Raw genomic sequence first — 18,134 nt, 5'->3', positions numbered from 1 at the left:
TCGATGTCGGCCTGTGACCGTCGATGACGGCCGTCGGGCGGTCGGCGGGTGCCGCTCGCTACCGTCGGGCCATGACTCTTCTCCAGGACCAGCTCGCGGGCATCGCCGACGTCACCCCGGCCGAGCGCGCACAGCGCCTCACCGACGCCGGAACCGCATGGAACGAGCGGATCGCGGCGGACGACGCGAATGCGCAGCTCACGTATCGGGTGAGCGGGCGGGGCATCGGCTCCGTCGCCACGGAGATCCGTGCCGGCAAGCACCGCTTCCTGGTCGACGAGCCGGGAGCGCTGGCGGGCGACGACGTGGCGGCCAGCCCGGTCGAGTACGCGCTGGGGGCGCTCATCTCGTGTCAGGTGGTCGTCTACCGCCTCTACGCGCAGGCGCTCGGTCTCACGATCGACGAAATCGAGATCACGGCGGAGGGCGACCTCGACGTGCGCAAGCTCTTCGGCATCGACGAGTCGGGGCGCGCCGGCTTCCACGACGTGCGGGTGTCCGTGGACATCACCGGCCCGGACAGCGCCGAGGCGTACGAGAACCTGCGGGCGACCGTCGATGCGCACTGCCCGGTGCTCGACCTCTTCGCGAACCCGGTCCCGACCGCCAGCGCTCTCGCCTGAGCGCGGTGCGGGGCGTCGCCGCCCGTCCTGATAGCCTGGTCGGCTCGGCATTCGCGGGGCGGAAGGACGGCCACGCACCGTGGGCTATATCGATGTATCCAGTGTCTCCCTGACGCTTCCCGACGGCAGACCGCTTCTCGACGAGGCGACGTTCCGGGTCGGCGCCGGCTCGACGAGCGCGCTGATCGGTCCGAACGGCGCCGGCAAGACCACGCTGCTGCGGATCATCCGCGGTGACCAGGCCGCCGATGACGGCGCCGTCACGATCGACGGCGGTCTCGGCGTCATGGACCAGTTCGTCGGCCACGGCGAGGCGGGTGAGACGGTGCACCAGCTGCTCGTGCGGGTCGCCCCCGCGCGCATCCGCGCCGCCGCCGAGACACTCGAGGCCGCCGAGAACGCGCTGATCGAGCGCGACGAGCACGACACCCAGATGGCGTACGCCTCGGCCATCGCCGAGTACGCGGACGCGGGCGGCTACGAGCACGAGACGGTCTGGGACCAGTGCACGGTCGCCGCGCTCGGGGTGCCGTTCGAGCGCGCCCGGTATCGCGAGCTCACCACGCTCTCGGGCGGGGAGCAGAAGCGGCTCGCCCTCGAGGCCCTGCTGCGCGGACCCGATGAGGTGCTGCTGCTCGACGAGCCGGACAACTACCTCGACGTGCCCACCAAGCGCTGGCTGGAGGAGCAGCTGCGCCAGACGCCGAAGACGGTGCTCCTGGTGTCGCACGACCGCGAGCTGCTCGCGCGTGCGGCCGACCGGCTGATCACCCTCGAGCCCGGAGCCGCGGGCGCGACCGCCTGGGTGCACGGCGGCGGGTTCGCGACGTATCCGCAGGCCCGCAGCGACCGGATGGATCGGCTCGACGAGCTGCGCCGCCGGTGGGACGAGCAGCACGAGAAGCTGCGCACCCTGGTCGCGAACCTCAAGGTCAAGGCGTCGGCGAACGACGGCTTCGCCTCGCGGTATCAGGCCGCGCAGACGCGGCTGCGCAAGTTCGAGGAGGCCGGACCGCCGGAGGAGCGCCCGCCCGCGCAGGACTTCGACATGCGGCTGCGGGGGTCGCGCACGGGCAAGCGCGCCGTGGTGGCCCAGCGCCTCGAGCTGACCGGGCTCATGCGCCCGTTCGATGCGGAGGTCTGGTACGGCGACCGTGTCGCGGTGCTGGGCTCGAACGGGTCGGGCAAGTCGCACTTCCTGCGGCTCCTGGCCCGCGGAGGCAGCGATCCGGACCCGACCCTCGGCCACGTGACCTCCACGGGCGAGGATTTGAGCGCCGTGGCGCACACGGGACGCGCGGTGCTCGGTGCCCGCGTGGTGCCGGGACTCTTCGCGCAGACCCACGCGCACCCGGAGTTCGTCGGACGGACGCTCCTGGAGATCCTGCATCGCGGTGACGACCGCCGAGCGGGGATGCCGCGCGACGCCGCGAGTTCCGCGCTCGACCGTTACGGACTCGTGCGGCAGGCGCAGCAGACCTTCGACTCACTCTCGGGCGGGCAGCAGGCGCGACTCCAGGTGCTGCTGCTGGAGCTCTCCGGAGCGACGCTGCTGCTGCTCGACGAGCCGACCGACAACCTCGACCTGGAGTCGGCCGAGGCGCTGGAAGACGCTCTCGCACGCTTCGAGGGCACGGTGCTGGCCGTGACGCACGACCGCTGGTTCGCGCGGTCGTTCGACCGGTTCCTGGTGTTCGGGGCGGACGGCGAGGTCTACGAGTCCGACGCGCCGGTCTGGGACGAGAAGCGGGTCGCCCGCGCCCGCTGACGCCCCGCCCCACCCCTCCGGTCGTTGAGCGAGCCCGCCCACCCGGTCGTTGAGCGAGCCCGCCCCGGTCGTTGAGCGAGCGCAGCGAGACGAAACGGCCCCACCCCCCCACGGCATCAGGGCAGGCGGAAGGCCTCCGCGGCGCGCGCGGTGGGATCCAGGACGAGATCGGCCAGGACCCCGCCCACGCCCGGCGCGAACTTGAAGCCGTGCCCGGAGAATCCCGCCCCGACGACGACTCGGCCGCGGCGATCGAGGACGAACGTGCCGTCGTCGGTCGAGGTGTACGTGCAGCTGATCGGCACCGCGGAGGCCGCGTCGAGGCCCGGCATCCACTCCCGTACGTAGTCCGCCAGGGCTGTCTGATGCGTGGGGACGTGCGGGCGGGCGTCGGGGTCGACCGCGTCGCCGACGCCGTGGAAGCCGACCTTGACCCCTTCGCCGGGGGTCGGCATCCCGTACACGGTCGCGGGGTACGCGGCGGGATCGACGTAGTGGTTGAACGAGGGCCACACCGCATCCGTCCGAGGCCGGAAGTGCGCCGGCGTCTCCTCCGTGACGGTGAGGGGCGGCAGGCCGAGGCGGGCGAGGAGCGACGACGTCCAGGCGCCGGCCGTGACCACGACGGTGTCCGCCCGCATCCGGGTCCCGTCGGCGAGGGCGAGCACCGCGCCGGCGGGATCCTGGCCGATGTGCGCGACCGGACAGCTCCATCGCACCTCGCCGCCGCCGACCACGATCCGCCACTCCAGTTCGTGCAGCGCTTCCGCGGCGCGCACGACCCCGGCGTCCTGCGACCACAGCGCGTCGCCGTCGAAGCGCATCCCCGGCCAGCGTGCGCCGGCCTCGGCGGACGACAGCACCGCGGAGGGGATGCCGCGGGCGTCGAGTCCCTGCTGCACGGCCGCGATGTCGACATCGCCGTGTGTGACGAGCCCGTGCAGCCGAAGGAGCGGCTCGCCGCCGACCTCGCCGAGGGCGTCCCACCCCGCGCGGGCCCGCACGAGCAGGTCGAGGTAGTGGTCCTGGTCGTAGGCGTTGTTGAAGTTGCGCGTCGCGCCGTGCGAGGCGCCCTCGTGGTGTCCGCGGGCGAAGCGCTCCAGCACGATCGGACGCAGGCCTCGGCGGACCAGCTCCCACGCGGTCGCGAGTCCCATGACGCCGCCGCCCACCACGACGACATCCCCGACGTCCGTCTCCATGCTGCCTCCCGATCTCGCATCCAGTCTCCCAGCACGGGTGCGCTCGGGTGCCGGGTAGGCTGGAGGGGTGACCATGGAGATCGAGCTCGGCCGAGGAAAGCGCGCGCGTCGCGCGTACACGTTCGATGACATCGCGGTGGTGCCGTCGCGGCGCACCCGCAACCCGGAGGACGTGTCGACCGCCTGGACGATCGACGCCTTCGGGTTCGAGATCCCGGTGCTGGGCGCGCCGATGGACTCGGTCGTGAGCCCGCAGACGGCGATCATGCTCGGTCAGCTGGGCGGACTCGGCGTGCTCGACCTCGAGGGTCTGTGGACGCGGTACGAGAACCCGGAGCCGCTGCTCGCCGAGATCGCCGGTCTCGACGAGGGCAAGGCCACCGTCCGCATGCAGGAGCTGTACTCCGAGCCGATCAAGCCGGAGCTCATCACCCGTCGCCTCGCCGAGATCCGTGAGGCGGGCGTCACCGTCGCCGGATCCCTCACGCCGCAGCGTACGCAGGAGTACTACGACACCGTCGCCGCTGCGGGTGTCGACCTGTTCGTGATCCGCGGCACCACGGTGTCCGCCGAGCACGTCTCCAGCGTCGCCGAGCCGCTGAACCTCAAGAAGTTCATCTACGACCTCGACGTCCCCGTCATCGTCGGCGGCGCCGCGACCTACACCGCGGCGCTCCACCTGATGCGCACCGGCGCGGCGGGCGTGCTCGTCGGCTTCGGCGGGGGAGCGGCGTCGACGACGCGCGCGACCCTCGGCATCCACGCGCCGATGGCGACGGCCGTCTCCGACGTCGCCGCCGCACGTCGTGACTACCTCGACGAGTCCGGCGGACGCTACGTGCACGTCATCGCCGACGGCGGCGTTGGCACCTCCGGCGACATCGTCAAGGCGCTGGCCATGGGAGCGGATGCCGTCATGCTCGGCGTCGCGCTCGCCCGTGCCACCGACGCGCCCGGCCGCGGGTTCCACTGGGGCCCCGAGGCGCACCACCCCAAGCTTCCGCGCGGCCACCGGGTCGAGGTGGGCGGCATCGGCACGCTCGAGGAGATCCTCTACGGCCCCGCCCCCGTCGCCGACGGCACCGCGAACCTCATCGGCGCATTGCGCAAGTCGATGGCCACCACCGGATACTCCGACCTCAAGGAGTTCCAGCGGGTCGAGGTCGTGCTCGCACCGTACGAGGCCTGAGGCGCAGCGCTCGACCGTGACGACTCCTGCTCTCTTCCCTCCGACCCTCCGTGAGGTCATGCTCCGCGGGCGTTGGATCGGGATGCTCCTGCTCTGCCTCCTCGTCGCCGGCGTCTTCGCCTGGCTCGGACAGTGGCAGCTGGAGCGCGCGATCGAGACCGATCCGCCCGAACCGGGGATCACCGAGAAGGTGCAGCCGCTCACCGACGTCCTCGAGCCGGGGGCGTATCTCCCCGAGCCGCTCGTCGGTCAGCGTGTCGAGACCTCGGGGGTCTGGGTTCCGGAGGACTTCATCGTCGTGGGGAGCCGTTTCAACGACGACGTCCAGGGCTACTGGGTCACCGGTCAGCTGCGCGTCGCCGAGCGCACCTCCATCGCCGTCGCGATCGGCTGGGCTCCGGACCGGGCTGCCGCGGATGCCGCCGTGGAGGAGCTCGAAGCGGACGCCGACGGCGCCGAGGTCACGGTCACCGGACGCATCATCTCGGACGAGGGGCCACGGGTGCCGCCGCATGCCGAGCCCGAGCAGCTGGATCGCATGTCGCCCGCGGCGCTCCTGAGCCGCTGGCACGACATCGAGCAGCTCGACGTCTATCGTCCGTACCTCGCCTCCACGACCGCCACGGCGGGTCTGGTCGATATCTCGTCGCCGGCCCCCGAGGAGATGTCCCCGGTCAACTGGCTCAACGTGTTCTACGCGGTCGAGTGGGCCATCTTCGCGGGCTTCGCGTTCTACCTCTGGTACCGCCTGGCGAAGGACGCCTGGGAGCGCGAGGTCGAGGAGTTCGAAGAGGCCGCGGCCGCCGAGACGGCCTGACCGCACGCGCGTCACGACGCCCCTCACCACGCCCCTCACGACGCGCATCCGCGCGCGGAATCCTGCGCAATTGTGGATGCCGAGGTGCTCATAGCGACCTTCGTCAGGGGTCGTCGCCGACGTCCGGTGAGCGCTCGATGACGAATCGGAAAACTCCATTGAGGATGCTCCGACCGCTCCGTATGCTCGCTCCATGTGAGCACGCTGGGAGTTTCCCCTGTGTGCCGTGACAGGTCCTGAGAAGTGTCGAACCACGATCGAGGAGACAGCACCGATGATGTCCGCTCCAGGCGAGGAGAGCCGCGTGGCTCCCTCCTCGCACCGTAGAAGCAGGGGGCGCATCGGCGCTCTCGCCGTGACCTGCGTGGCCGCGCTGAGCCTCGGCTCGCTGGCCGCCGTACCCGCCGTCGCCGACACCACGGGGACGGGGGTGGTGATCAACGAGGCGTACCTCTCCGGAGGCAGCGCCGGTGCGGCGTTCAAGAACAAGTTCGTCGAGCTGTACAACCCGACCGCGGATCCGATCGCCCTCGACGGCATGTCGCTGCAGTACCGGTCGGCGACCGGCACCGGCGCCTTCAACGGCGTGGCACCGCTCAAGGGCACGATCCCCGCCGGCGGGTACTTCCTGGTGCAGGGGAACAGCAACGGCGCGAACGGCGCCGAGCTGCCGACGCCCGACGCCGTCAGCACCCTCACGCCGAGCGGCACCACGGGAACGCTCGCGCTCGTCGAGGGCACGGCCGCCGTGACCCTGACCCCCGGCTCGGCCGTCGGCGTCGACGGCGTGGTCGACCTGCTCGGCTACGGCGCCTCCAACACGTTCGAGGGCACCGTCGCGAAGGCCCCCGCCGGCAACACCGACGTCAAGTCGCTGAACCGCACGGACGGCGTCGACACCGACGACAACGGCACCGACTTCACCCTCTCCGCCACCATCACGCCGCAGAACTCGGGCGACACCGACCCCGGCACGGGACCGGGAACGGATCCGAAGAAGGCCACGATCGCCGAGGTCCAGGGCACGACCGACGTCTCGCCCCTGAACGGACAGACCGTGCAGGTCGAGGGCGTCGTCACGGCCGACTTCCGCACCGGCGGCTACAAGGGCATCGTCATCCAGACCCAGGGCTCCGGCGGCACGACGGATGCGACGCCCGGTGCGTCCGACGGCGTCTTCGTCTTCCTCAACGCGCTGAACCCGTCTCTCGAGATCGGCGACCTCGTGTCGGTGACCGGTGGCGTGAGCGAGTACTTCGGGCAGACGCAGATCAACCCGGCCGCTGCCGCGGACGTCTCGGTGGTCACCGCCGGCGTCGGCGTTCCCGCGGTCACTCCGCTGCCGGCCACCGTGCTCGGCGCGGACCGCGAGCAGTACGAGAACATGTACGTGGCGCCGGAGGGCACCTACCGCCTCGCGTCCAGCCACCAGCTGTTCAACTTCGGCACGCTCTGGCTGAACGCCGGCGACGACCTGGCGGTGAAGAGCACCGAGACCACGCGTCCGGGCGCCGACGCCGCCGCGATCGCCGCAGCCAACCGCGCGAACCGCATCCTGCTGGATGACGGCTGGTCGATCCAGGTGTCCAACAGCGGGCACCCCGGCGAGCAGCCGTACTTCACGAAGGGCGAGGTCGTCCGCAACGGCGACACCGTCGACTTCGGGGACAACGGCTACGTGCTGCAGTGGGGCTTCGACGACTGGCGTCTGCAGCCGGTCGTGCCGATCGACGACTCCTCGTCGGACGACCTCAAGGTCGGCTTCGCGTCGACGAACCCGCGCACCGAGTCGGCGCCCGAGGTGGGCGGCGATGTCCAGGTCGCGTCCTTCAACGTCTACAACTACTTCACGACGCTGAAGAGCGAGAACGCGGATGCCCGGGGCGCGGCGAACGCGACCCAGTTCGCGATCCAGAAGTCCAAGATCGTCGCGGCGATCAACGGGCTCGATGCCGAGATCGTCTCGCTCATGGAGATCGAGAACTCCGTGAAGCTGGGCAAGCCGATCGACACCGCGCTCAAGGATCTGGTGGCCGGCCTCAACGCCGACGCCGGGAGCGACGTGTGGGGCTACGTGCCCACGCCCGCAGCCCTGAACGACGCGGCGACCACCGACTACATCACCAACGCGATCATCTACAAGAAGGACGCGGTCAAGCGGGTGGGCGACAGCCTCACCGTCACCGATGAGACCGTGTGGGGCAATGCCCGTGAGCCGATCGCGCAGGCGTTCGACGTCGACGGTCGCGTCGTCACCGTCGTCGCGAACCACCTCAAGTCGAAGTCGCCGCCCACGGGTGCGGGCGCAGAGCCGGCCGACGGTCAGGGCTTCTTCAACGCCGACCGCGTGAAGCAGGCGAACGCGATCCTCGCCTTCACCTCCGAGCTCGAGGAGACCACCGGCAGCAGCGACATGCTGCTGATCGGAGACTTCAACGCCTACGGCAAGGAAGACCCGATCGACGTGTTCACCTCGAAGGGGTGGAGCGACCTCGTCGCCGACAAGGCGTCCGGCCAGTACACGTACTCGTTCGACGGCGAGCTCGGCTCGCTCGACCATGTGATCGCGTCGCCGTCGCTCGTCTCGTCGATCACGGGCGCCGGAGTCTGGGGCATCAACTCGCCGGAGTGGAGCGACCGCGGCTACGCGTTCGGCGCCACCGAGGAGGGCACGCCCTACCGCTCCAGCGACCACGACCCGATCATCGTCGGCGTCTCCTCGGAGATCCCGCCGGTGAGCATCGACGTGGTGACGGTGAACGACTTCCACGGACGCATCGAGGCCGACGGTGCCGCCGCCGGTGCCGCCGTCCTGGCCGGCGCGGTCAAGCAGTTCCGCGACGAGAACCCGAACACGATCTTCGCCGGTGCCGGTGACCTGATCGGCGCATCGACGTTCACCTCGTTCATCAACGACGACAACCCGACGATCGACGCGCTGAACGCGGCCGGTCTCGACGTCAGCGCCGCGGGCAACCACGAGTTCGATCAGGGCTGGGAGGATCTGCGCGATCGTGTGCAGGACCGCGCGGACTGGGAGTACATCTCGTCGAACGTGTTCGTCACCGAGACGGGCGAGCCTGCGCTCGCACCGGCCTGGGTGAAGGAGCTCGACGGCGTGCGGGTCGGCTTCGTCGGTGCCGTCACCGAAGACCTCGACTCGCTCGTCTCGCCCGAGGGCATCAAGGACCTCGAGGTGCGCAGCATCGTCGACTCCGTGAACGCCGTGGCCGACGACCTGCGCGACGGCGACGAGTCCAACGGCGAGGCGGATGTCGTCATCCTCCTCGTGCACGAGGGCGCGTCCAGCGTCGAGCTGTCCAGCATCACCCCGGACTCGCCCCTCGGCGAGATCGTCTACGGGGTCGATGACGACGTGGACGCCATCGTGTCGGCGCACACCCACCTCGCCTACAACCACGTGATCGACGGCCGTCCGGTCGTCTCCGCGGGGCAGTACGGCGAGAACCTGGGCCTGATGAACATCCAGGTCGACCCGAAGACGAAGGACCTGATCTCGATCACCAACGAGATCAAGCCCCTCACCGCTGCGGGCAAGCCGCTGTACCCGGCCGTTCCCGAGGTCGCGGACATCGTCGCCAAGGCGAAGGCCGAGGCGGACGTGCTGGGTGCGATCAAGGTCGGCGACATCACGGCCGACTTCAACCGGGCGCGTCAGAGCGACGGCAAGACGGAGAACCGCGGTGGCGAGTCCACCATCGGCAACTTCGTGGCCGACGTGCAGAAGTGGTCTACGGGCGCCGATGTGGCGATCATGAACCCGGGCGGCATCCGGGCGAACCTCACGTACGCCTCGGCCGGAGCATCCGACCCCGACGGCAACGTCACCTACCGCGAGGCGGCGACGGTCCAGCCGTTCGCCAACACGCTGGTGACGCTGACGCTCACGGGTGCGCAGCTGAAGGGCGTGCTGGAGGAGCAGTGGCAGCCGGCGGGTTCGGCTCGTCCGTTCCTGAAGCTCGGCGTCTCCGAGGGGCTGGTCTACACCTACGACCCCGCCGCGGCGCAGGGTTCCCGGATCACGTCGATCACCCTCAACGGGGCAGCGCTCGACCCGGCGGCGAACTACACGGTCGCGGCCAACTCGTTCCTCGCGGCCGGTGGAGACAACTTCTTCACCTTCAAGGAGGGCACGGGCAAGCGCGACACCGGCAAGATCGACCTGCAGTCGATGGTCGACTGGTTCGACGCGAACAAGACCGCGAGCCCCGACTACGCCCAGCGCGCGGTCGGCGTCGCGATCACCCCGGCGGATGCCGACGGCTACAGCGCCGGCGACCAGGTGACGGTGTCGCTCTCCTCGCTGGCGTTCAGCGCGGGCGAGCCGGCTCCCGGCCAGGCCTCGCTCTCGCTGGGCGACACCGTGCTCGCCACGGGCGCGGTCGACCCGGCCGTCGTCGACACGACCGACGAGGGCGGGCGCGCCAGCCTGACCTTCACGGTCCCGTCGGGGGTGTTCGGTGAGCAGGTGCTCACGGTCGCCGTCGCCGGCACCGGGACGACGGTGCAGGTGCCGTTCACGATCGCGGGCGAGGAGGAGTTCGCGGGCACGATCGCCCTCGGCTCGTCGAAGGTCACCGCGGGCAAGAGCCTCAAGGTCACCGGTGAGGGCTACGCGCCCGGTGAGACCGTGAGCATCGAGCTGCGTCCGAAGAAGGGCAAGCCGGTCCAGGTCGGCACGGTCCAGGTCGCGGCCGACGGCACGTTCAGCACCTCGGTCACCGTGCCGAAGAGCGCCCCGTCGGGCAAGTACACCGTCGCGGCCTCGCAGGCGGACGGCGACGAGGCGACCGCCACGGTCACCGTCAACCGTCCCGGAGGCATCATCGGGGCGATCCTCGACTGGCTGTGGGAACTCCTCACCCGGTGGTTCTGAACGGGGAAGAGTGGTGCTGATCCGGTAGCAGGATGACACAGGCGGAGGCCGTCGGGAGCGATCCCGGCGGCCTCCGCCTGTTCAACTCCTCTCAGGCGGGCACGGAGACCGGTGCCCACACGAAGCCGTCGGGGTCGACCGCGGCGCCGAGCACGCCGTTGACGGTGAGCCGGTGCGAGCCGGAGCCGTCCGCGGGCACGCCCGCGTCCTTGGCGAGCGACGCGTGCCGGTACAGGCCGAGTCCGATCGGGCTGCCACCCGTGTCGAACTGCACGTAGCTGCGCCCGAAGCTCTTGCCGATGGGGATGCCGCGCTCGGCGTAGAAGGTCTTCGAGGCGATCACGTCTTCCGCGCCGAGCAGCAGGATGATCTCGTCGACGTCGCGGCTCGGGGGAGCGGTGTCCTTCTTCGCGGAGGTGGCGACCTTCCAGATGGCGCCGTCCGGTGCCTGGACGGTCCCGCCGACTCCCCAGAGGGACTTGGAGACGGGCTTGATCACGGTGGCCCCCGCGGCGACGGCCGCGTCGACGAGGGCGTGCACGTTCGCCGGTTGCGAGACCACGAGCGAGAGCGTGTATCCGCGGAACCCGGAGGTCTCGGCATCCGCGCTGCGGAACCGCAGACGATCGCCGAGCCCGAAGGCCCGCGTATAGAAGGACTGGGCGGCGTCCACGTCGGGAACGTCGAGGGTGACGGAATCGATGGCGGTGTTCATGTCTCCGACGCTACGAGCGTCGGTCCCGGGGTGCTTCTCGATTCCTGACCGATGCGTCGGCGGCCGGATTCGACACGATTTCCCGGCGGCTAGACTGGACCCATGCCCGAACCGAAAGTCGCCAGCTTTCCGGCGATCCGCGGTGCGCTGAAGTTCTACCAGATCGCGTCGATCATCACAGGAGTCATGCTGCTCCTGCTGCTGACCGAGATGGTGCTGAAGTACACGCCGATCCACCTCGAGCTCTTCCTGGGAGGCTCCGGAGGACCGCTGTGGTTCGCGGGCGTGCTCGCCGGACCCGACTGCCAGTGGTGGTCGCTGTTCGCCCCGATGACCAACTCCTGCGAGATGACCTCGCTGGGCGACGGATTCAACCTGTCGCTGTTCATCCTCGTGGCGCACGGCTGGTTCTACGTCGTCTACCTCTTCGCGTGCTTCCGCATGTGGAGCCTGATGCGCTGGCGCTTCCCGCGGTTCATCCTGCTCGCGCTCGGCGGCGTCGTGCCGCTGCTGTCGTTCTTCATGGAGGCGGTCGTCGCCCGTGAAGTCAAGACCTATCTCGCCACCAGAGAGGCCGCCGAGGCCTCCGCCCCCGCCCCGGAAGGTGTCCGTTGACCGAACAGTCCGAGACCCAGCAGCGTCCTGCGCTCGTCGTCGACTTCGGCGCGCAGTACGCGCAGCTGATCGCCCGTCGAGTCCGTGAAGCGGGCGTCTACAGCGAGATCGTGCCGCACACGGCCACGGCCGAGGAGATCGCCGCCAAGAACCCGGTCGCGATCATCCTCTCCGGCGGACCCTCGTCGGTGTACGAGGAGGGCGCCCCGAAGCTCGACCCCGCGGTGTTCGAGCTCGGCGTCCCGACGCTCGGCATCTGCTACGGCTTCCAGTACATGGCCCAGACGCTCGGCGGCGAGGTCGCGAACACCGGCCTGCGCGAGTACGGCGCGACGGATGCCGTCATCACCGGTGACGGCGGAACGCTGCTCGGCGGCCAGCCGGCGGAGCAGAACGTCTGGATGAGCCACGGCGACCAGGTCGCCAAGGCCCCCGAGGGCTTCGACGTGCTCGCGACGACGGATGCGACCAAGGTCGCGGCGTTCGCGAACGAGGAGCGCGGCTTCTACGGCGTGCAGTGGCACCCCGAGGTCAAGCACTCCGACTACGGCCAGCGTGTGCTGGAGAACTTCCTCCACAAGGGCGCGGGTCTCGCGTCCGACTGGAACAGCGGCAACGTGATCGCCGAGCAGATCGAGCGCATCCGCGAGCAGGTGGGAGACGCCCGCGTCATCTCCGCGCTCTCCGGCGGCGTCGACTCCGCGGTGTCCACCGCTCTCGTGCACAAGGCCATCGGCGACCAGCTCACCGCGGTCTTCGTCGACCACGGCCTCCTCCGCAAGGGCGAGCGCGAGCAGGTCGAGAAGGACTACGTCGAGTCCACCGGTGTGCGTCTGATCACGGTCGACGCGGCCGACACGTTCCTCGGCCACCTGCAGGGTGTGACCGACCCCGAGGAGAAGCGCAAGATCATCGGCCGCGAGTTCATCCGCGCGTTCGAGAAGGTGCAGCTCGATCTCGTCGCCGAGGCGAAGGCCTCCGGTGGTGCTCCCGTGAAGTTCCTCGTGCAGGGCACGCTCTACCCGGACGTCGTCGAGTCCGGTGGCGGTGCGGGCACCGCGAACATCAAGTCGCACCACAACGTGGGCGGCCTTCCCGACGACCTCGACTTCGAGCTGATCGAGCCGCTGCGCGCCCTGTTCAAGGACGAGGTCCGTGCGATCGGTCGCGAGCTCGGCATCCCCGAGGCGATCGTCGGACGCCAGCCGTTTCCGGGGCCCGGCCTCGGTATCCGGATCATCGGTGAGGTCACCGCTGACCGTCTCGAGATTCTGCGTGAGGCCGACGCCATCGCCCGCGAGGAGCTGACGAAGGCGGGTCTCGACCAGGAGATCTGGCAGTGCCCCGTCGTGCTCCTCGCCGACGTGCGCTCGGTGGGCGTGCAGGGCGACGGCCGCACCTACGGTCACCCGATCGTGCTGCGTCCGGTCTCGAGCGAAGACGCCATGACCGCCGACTGGACGCGTCTCCCGTACGACGTGCTCTCGAAGATCTCGAACCGCATCACGAACGGCGTCCGCGACGTCAACCGCGTCGTGCTCGACGTCACGTCGAAGCCGCCGGGGACGATCGAGTGGGAGTAGGGAGCGCGATGCTCCCTGATGCGGCGCCGGCTCTGCCCGACGCCGAGTACCTGGTGCTGTCCAGCCGGCTGATTCCCGGCCTCGACGGCGGGTACACGATCGCGACGCTCGCGCGCGCCCGTCAGCTGGCGGGCGCCGGCGTCGCCGACGGCTCCGGCCCGCAGCTGCTCACGTTCGACCCGGGTACCGCGGCGGACCATGCCGTGCACCGCAGGACGTTCGTCGACCAGGGCTCGCTCCTCGACGCGTCGCGGATGCGCAACCTCTTCGACGAGGCGGTGCAGCCGGACGGCGGAGCCGCAGGCTGGCTGCGCGCTGCCGCCGACGCCGCGGTGACCTCCGACCCCGACGTCGAGTACCGCGTGCTGACGGATGCCGAGGGGCGACCGTTCGCGGCGCTCCCGGTGATCCCGGGCAACCCGGACTGGCATCTCACCGAGGAACCGGTGCTGGTGTACGACGCGGCGGGCGAGGTCGTCGGCGCCCTGCACGGTTTCCGCGGGCTGTACCGGGCCTGGCTCGAGCACGTGACCGCGGCGCTCGGCGAGCGACGCATCATCGTGATCTGCGAGTCGCGCCAGCTCGGAGAGCTCATCGCGGACTGGGGCGACCCGCGCGTGCGCATCGTCCACACGATCCACACCATGCACGTCGAGGCGCCGTACACGCCGGACGCGACCATGAACACGCTCTGGACCCGCTGGTTCCGTCTCGCCGACCGGTTCGATGCGGTCGTCTGGCCGACCGTCACCCAGCGCGACGATGTGGTGTCCCGGTTCGGGGACGCGGCGTCGCACGTCGTGGTGCCGAATCCGATCGCTCCGGTGGAGTCCCGCGACGACCTGCGCGAGGACGGCCTCGTGATCATGCTCGGACGCCTCGCACCCGGGAAGCGCGTCGACCATGCGATCCGTGCGTTCCTCGCGGCCGACGTGCCGGGCACCCGGATGGAGATCTGGGGTGGTGGTCCCGAGCAGGGACGACTGCAGGCGCTGATCGAGGAACTCGGCGCGGGGGACCGTGTCGTCCTCGCCGGCTACACGGAGGCCCCCGGCACCGTCCTCGATCGCGCAGCGCTCCTCGTCACGTCGACGGCGTTCGAAGGGCAGCCGCTCGGTGTGGTCGAATCGCTCCTCCACGGCACGCCCGTCGTGTCGTACGACGTGCGCTACGGCATCCGCGACGTCCTCGGTGCCGGCGGGGGAGTGCTGGTCCCGGACGGCGACATCGAGGCGCTGGGAGATGCGATCCGCGCATTGCTCACCGACCCCGATCGACTCGCGGCGCTCAGCGCTGAAGCACCTTCCGTCGCCGCTGCCTGGAGCCCGCAGCGCTCGCTCGACGCCCTCACCGCCGTGATCGCCGACGTCGCCGGGCGCCCCTCCCGCCGCGACGATCGCGGCTAGCCTCGAGGCGTGACCTCCGCAGCATCTGTCTCCGTCCTCCTGAAGTTCTCAGAATGAATTCCGGGACGATGTCGATCCGGGCCGTTCCTGTTCGACGTCTGAAGTGAGAGGGTCGAGAGACGGCCCCTCGAACAAGGAGAACATCATGAAGTTCATGCTCATCATGCGCGCGACCGACGCCGGCGTCGAGGCGTTCAAGGACCTGCCGTTCGAGCAGGTCATCGAAGCCATGGGCAAGTACAACGAGTCGATGATCAAGGCGGGCGTGATCGTCGCGGGCGAGGGGCTGACCGACGCCGCCGAGGGTTTCGTCGTCGACTTCAGCGCCGAGAAGCCGCTCATCACCGACGGCCCCTACGGCGAGACGAAGGAGCTCTTCAACGGCTTCTGGATCATCGAGGTGTCGTCGCGCGAGGAGGCCGCCGAATGGGCGAGCCGTGCGCCGCTCGGGGCCGGATCGTTCCTCGAGGTGCGTCGGGTCACCGGTGTCGAGGACTTCCCGGCCGACAACGAGTGGATCGAGAAGGAAGCCGGCTGGCGCGAGGAAGCGGCGCAGCGCGCACAGCAGTGATGGACGCATCCGCGAACAGCGAGACGGCGCGTTCCGCACCCGATGACGGGTCGGCGGAGCGCGCCGTCGCCGCTGTGTGGCGCATCGAGTCGGCCCGCATCGTGGGCGCGCTCACGCGCATCGTCGGGGACTTCGGCCTCGCGGAGGATCTGGCGCAGGAGGCTCTGGTCGACGCACTCCGGCAGTGGCCCGTCGACGGGGTGCCGCGCAACGCGGGCGCGTGGCTGACGGCGGTCGCGAAGCGCAAGGCCATCGACGGATGGCGCCGCGCCGAGCGCCTCGATGCCCGGGTCGCGCTCCTCGCGCACGACCTGGAGCGGGAGCAGGCGGAGGCCCCCGACCTGCCGTGGGATCCGGATGCCGTCGACGACGACGTCCTGCGCCTGATCTTCATCGCCTGCCACCCCGTGCTGTCCCGGGAGGCGCAGGTGGCCCTGACGCTGCGGGTGGTCGGCGGTCTGTCGAGCGAGGAGATCGCGCGGGCGTTCCTCGTGCCGACGGCGACCGTGCAGCAGCGGATCGTGCGGGCCAAGAAGACCCTGGCCGCCGCGCATGCCCCCTTCGAGGTGCCTCCTCGCGAGGAGCACACGGAGCGGCTCGGCGCCATCCTCGGCGTGCTGTACCTGATCTTCAACGAGGCGCACGCCGCGAGCAGCGGGCCGGACTGGATGCGACCCGAGCTGAGCGACGAGGCCATCCGCCTCGCCCGGGTGCTCGCGGCGCTGATGCCGCGGGAGCCCGAGGTGCACGGCCTGCTCGCGCTGATGGAGCTCACGGCCGCCAGGTTCGCCGCGCGCGTGGACCGCAACGGCGACCCGGTGCTGCTGGCCGACCAGGACCGCCGGCGCTGGGACCGCGGGCGCATCACCCGCGGTCGGGCATCGCTCGCGACGGCCGATGCGCTCGGACGCGGGCGTGGTGCGTACTGTCTGCAGGCGGCGATCGCCGAGTGCCATGCGGTCGCGGCATCCGTCGACGACACCGACTGGGATCGCATCGTGCTGCTCTACGAGGCGCTCGGCCGGATCGCCCCCTCGCCGGTCGTCGAGCTCAACCGCGCGGCGGCGGTCGCCATGGCGACGGGACCGGCATCAGCGCTGCGCATCGTCGATCGGCTCGGCGAATCCGGTGCGCTGCGGGGCTATCACCTGCTCCCCGCGACGCGCGGTGAACTGCTGCGTCGGCTCGGGCGTGAGGAGGAGGCGCGCGGCGAGTTCCTCGTCGCCGCGGGACTCGCCGGCAACGATCGGGAGCGGTCGCTGCTGGAGCGGAAGGCACTCGGGGCAGAAAAATGACCCGCCCCCAACGGATGCACGAGGCAGCCGTTGGGGACGGGCATCTGGGGCGCGAGGCGCCGGGGACGGCGTCGGTCAGTCGTTGACCTTCTGGCCACGACCGGCGATGAGGCCGTAGATCAGCAGCACGATGATGGAACCGGCGATGGCGAGGAGCCAGGTGCCCAGGTCCCAGAACTCCGTGAGCGGGCGGTTGAGGATCAGGCTGCCGAGCCAGCCACCGAGCAGTGCACCGACGACACCGAGCAGCAGCGTGATGAACCAGCCGCCGCCCTGCTTGCCGGGAAGGATCAGCTTGGCGATGGCTCCGGCGATGAGGCCGAGAAGAAGAAAGCCGAGAAAACTCATGGTCAGCTCCTGAATGTCGGGAGCCCCGGGGTGCCAGGGCTTCGTGATGACCACAATGCCCCCTCGTGCGGCCGCGTTCCACCCCCTTGCGCGCAGCTCCTCGGATATGCCAAGAGGCCCGCCTCCCAGGGGAGACGGGCCTCTTCGCGAACCGAGGTCAGTTGTTGCCGCGGGCGATCGCGATGATGCGCAGGATCTCGACGTAGAGCCAGACGACCGTGACCATGATGCCGAAGGCACCGAGCCAGCCGTACTTGCGGGGAGCGCCGTTGCGGACGCCCTGCTGGATCTGGTCGAAGTCGAGCACCAGCGAGTACGCGGCCATGATCACGACGAGGACGCCGATGATGAGGCCGAGCGGGATGCCGAGGAACGGCTTCGCGCTCAGCAGTCCGAAGGCGTTGTCGTTGATGCCGGTCCACATGAGGACGAGGTTCAGCAGCGAGAAGACGAGGTAGCCCATCATGGCGATCATGAAGATCTTGGTCGCCTTCTTCGACGCGCGGATCTTGCCGCTCGCGAAGAGGGCCAGGGTCACACCGACGACCGAGACGGTCGCGAGCGTCGCCTGGACGACGATGCCGGGGTAGATGACCTCGAAGAACGCCGAGATGCCACCGATGAAGAGGCCCTCGAATGCCGCGTAGGCGAAGATCAGCGCGGGGCGGACCTTCTTGCGCGACGTGAAGGTGATGACCATCGCGAGCACGAAGCCGGCGAGGGCGCCGACGATCCACGGCAGCATGTTGACGGCAGCGGGGTTGTCCGGGTTGTAGGCCGGGGCGGCGACGCCACCGAGGGTCCACACCCAGCCGATGGCCGCGGTGACGAGAAGGATGCCGAACAGGCCGGCGGTCTTCCAGACGGTGTCCTCGATGGACATGCGGTCGGTCTCGATGGCGCCGGCGGGCGGAGCGGCGTACATGCCCTCGAGCTGTGCGTTGGCCGCGGCATCCATCGCCCCGTGCTGGAGCGAGGCGCTCTGGGCGCCCTGGGCAGCCTGAGGTCCGCCCGGGTACGTCGCGACGTTCCGCGGGTCCTGCTGCTGGAAAGCAGGATTGTTGAAAGCGAAGTTGCTCATTGGTGGGCCTCACTCCAAAGGGGG

The 18,134-nt window shown here is 70.1% G+C and carries 14 protein-coding genes; 10 read left to right on the top strand and 4 right to left on the bottom strand.

Features of this window, described 5'->3' with window-relative positions; all coding sequences use genetic code 11:
* Positions 1–71: 71 nt before the first annotated feature.
* Entirely contained in the window at positions 72–623 is a 552-nt protein-coding gene (locus AC07VM_RS09965; RefSeq protein WP_267417592.1) for an OsmC family protein, read from the top strand.
* Between the two features lie 79 nt (positions 624–702).
* Entirely contained in the window at positions 703–2,391 is a 1,689-nt protein-coding gene (locus AC07VM_RS09960) for an ABC-F family ATP-binding cassette domain-containing protein (RefSeq protein WP_494910989.1), read from the top strand.
* Positions 2,392–2,507: 116 nt separating this feature from the next.
* Here AC07VM_RS09960 and AC07VM_RS09955 read toward each other — a convergent pair whose 3' ends face one another.
* Entirely contained in the window at positions 2,508–3,593 is a 1,086-nt protein-coding gene (locus tag AC07VM_RS09955) for an FAD-dependent oxidoreductase (protein WP_494910987.1), read from the bottom strand.
* A 73-nt stretch (positions 3,594–3,666) separates the two neighbouring features.
* Here AC07VM_RS09955 and AC07VM_RS09950 point away from each other — a divergent pair, with 73 nt between their 5' ends.
* The 3 genes from AC07VM_RS09950 to AC07VM_RS09940 all read left to right on the top strand — a co-directional run bounded on the left by AC07VM_RS09950 (position 3,667) and on the right by AC07VM_RS09940 (position 10,496).
* A complete protein-coding gene (locus AC07VM_RS09950) occupies positions 3,667–4,782 on the top strand; it encodes a GuaB3 family IMP dehydrogenase-related protein (RefSeq protein WP_017203636.1) in 1,116 nt (371 codons plus the stop codon).
* Positions 4,783–4,840: 58 nt separating this feature from the next.
* Entirely contained in the window at positions 4,841–5,599 is a 759-nt protein-coding gene (locus AC07VM_RS09945; RefSeq protein ID WP_494911701.1) for an SURF1 family protein, read from the top strand.
* Positions 5,600–5,903: 304 nt separating this feature from the next.
* Positions 5,904–10,496, top strand: a complete 4,593-nt coding sequence (locus tag AC07VM_RS09940; protein ID WP_494910986.1) for an ExeM/NucH family extracellular endonuclease — start codon at positions 5,904–5,906, stop codon at positions 10,494–10,496.
* A gap of 91 nt (positions 10,497–10,587) precedes the next feature.
* Here AC07VM_RS09940 and AC07VM_RS09935 read toward each other — a convergent pair whose 3' ends face one another.
* Entirely contained in the window at positions 10,588–11,211 is a 624-nt protein-coding gene (locus tag AC07VM_RS09935; RefSeq protein ID WP_494910985.1) for a VOC family protein, read from the bottom strand.
* 102 nt (positions 11,212–11,313) lie between these two features.
* Between AC07VM_RS09935 and AC07VM_RS09930 the strand changes: the two genes are divergently transcribed.
* The 5 genes from AC07VM_RS09930 (at position 11,314) to AC07VM_RS09910 (ending at position 16,681) form a co-directional block, all read left to right on the top strand.
* A complete protein-coding gene (locus tag AC07VM_RS09930; protein WP_267417597.1) occupies positions 11,314–11,826 on the top strand; it encodes a DUF3817 domain-containing protein in 513 nt (170 codons plus the stop codon).
* Entirely contained in the window at positions 11,823–13,409 is a 1,587-nt protein-coding gene (gene guaA / locus AC07VM_RS09925; RefSeq protein WP_494910983.1) for a glutamine-hydrolyzing GMP synthase, read from the top strand. The genes AC07VM_RS09930 and guaA overlap by 4 nt, the downstream gene beginning before the upstream one ends.
* 8 nt (positions 13,410–13,417) lie before the next feature.
* Entirely contained in the window at positions 13,418–14,815 is a 1,398-nt protein-coding gene (locus AC07VM_RS09920) for a glycosyltransferase (protein WP_494910981.1), read from the top strand.
* Between the two features lie 145 nt (positions 14,816–14,960).
* Positions 14,961–15,386: a YciI family protein gene (locus tag AC07VM_RS09915; protein WP_494910979.1), complete on the top strand. Its 426-nt coding sequence runs from the start codon at positions 14,961–14,963 to the stop codon at positions 15,384–15,386.
* Entirely contained in the window at positions 15,386–16,681 is a 1,296-nt protein-coding gene (locus AC07VM_RS09910) for an RNA polymerase sigma factor (protein WP_494910978.1), read from the top strand. The genes AC07VM_RS09915 and AC07VM_RS09910 overlap by 1 nt, the downstream gene beginning before the upstream one ends.
* Before the next feature lie 75 nt (positions 16,682–16,756).
* On the opposite strand, the gene AC07VM_RS09905 is transcribed toward AC07VM_RS09910, so the two are convergent.
* Positions 16,757–17,029, bottom strand: a complete 273-nt coding sequence (locus AC07VM_RS09905) for a GlsB/YeaQ/YmgE family stress response membrane protein (protein ID WP_017203627.1) — start codon at positions 17,027–17,029, stop codon at positions 16,757–16,759.
* 157 nt (positions 17,030–17,186) lie between these two features.
* On the bottom strand, positions 17,187–18,110 hold the full coding sequence (locus AC07VM_RS09900) for a Bax inhibitor-1/YccA family protein (RefSeq protein WP_267417602.1): 924 nt from the start codon (positions 18,108–18,110) through the stop codon (positions 17,187–17,189).
* Positions 18,111–18,134 lie beyond the last annotated feature (24 nt).

This window comes from Microbacterium sp. GW821-FHT01D02 (genome assembly GCF_059422585.1).
The sequence above is the reverse complement of the archived record's forward strand: the minus strand, read 5'-3'. Positions and strand labels throughout refer to the sequence as shown.

Excerpts from the sequence above, each read along its gene's own strand:
- AC07VM_RS09965 (WP_267417592.1), top strand. The coding sequence starts at position 72 with ATGACTCTTCTCCAGGACCAGCTCGCGGGCATCGCCGACGTCACCCCG.
- AC07VM_RS09955 (WP_494910987.1), bottom strand. The coding sequence starts at position 3,593 with ATGGAGACGGACGTCGGGGATGTCGTCGTGGTGGGCGGCGGCGTCATG.
- AC07VM_RS09950 (WP_017203636.1), top strand. The coding sequence starts at position 3,667 with ATGGAGATCGAGCTCGGCCGAGGAAAGCGCGCGCGTCGCGCGTACACG.
- AC07VM_RS09945 (WP_494911701.1), top strand. The coding sequence starts at position 4,841 with ATGCTCCGCGGGCGTTGGATCGGGATGCTCCTGCTCTGCCTCCTCGTC.
- AC07VM_RS09935 (WP_494910985.1), bottom strand. The coding sequence starts at position 11,211 with ATGAACACCGCCATCGATTCCGTCACCCTCGACGTTCCCGACGTGGAC.
- AC07VM_RS09930 (WP_267417597.1), top strand. The coding sequence starts at position 11,314 with ATGCCCGAACCGAAAGTCGCCAGCTTTCCGGCGATCCGCGGTGCGCTG.
- AC07VM_RS09920 (WP_494910981.1), top strand. The coding sequence starts at position 13,418 with ATGCTCCCTGATGCGGCGCCGGCTCTGCCCGACGCCGAGTACCTGGTG.
- AC07VM_RS09915 (WP_494910979.1), top strand. The coding sequence starts at position 14,961 with ATGAAGTTCATGCTCATCATGCGCGCGACCGACGCCGGCGTCGAGGCG.
- AC07VM_RS09910 (WP_494910978.1), top strand. The coding sequence starts at position 15,386 with ATGGACGCATCCGCGAACAGCGAGACGGCGCGTTCCGCACCCGATGAC.
- AC07VM_RS09905 (WP_017203627.1), bottom strand. The coding sequence starts at position 17,029 with ATGAGTTTTCTCGGCTTTCTTCTTCTCGGCCTCATCGCCGGAGCCATC.
- AC07VM_RS09900 (WP_267417602.1), bottom strand. The coding sequence starts at position 18,110 with ATGAGCAACTTCGCTTTCAACAATCCTGCTTTCCAGCAGCAGGACCCG.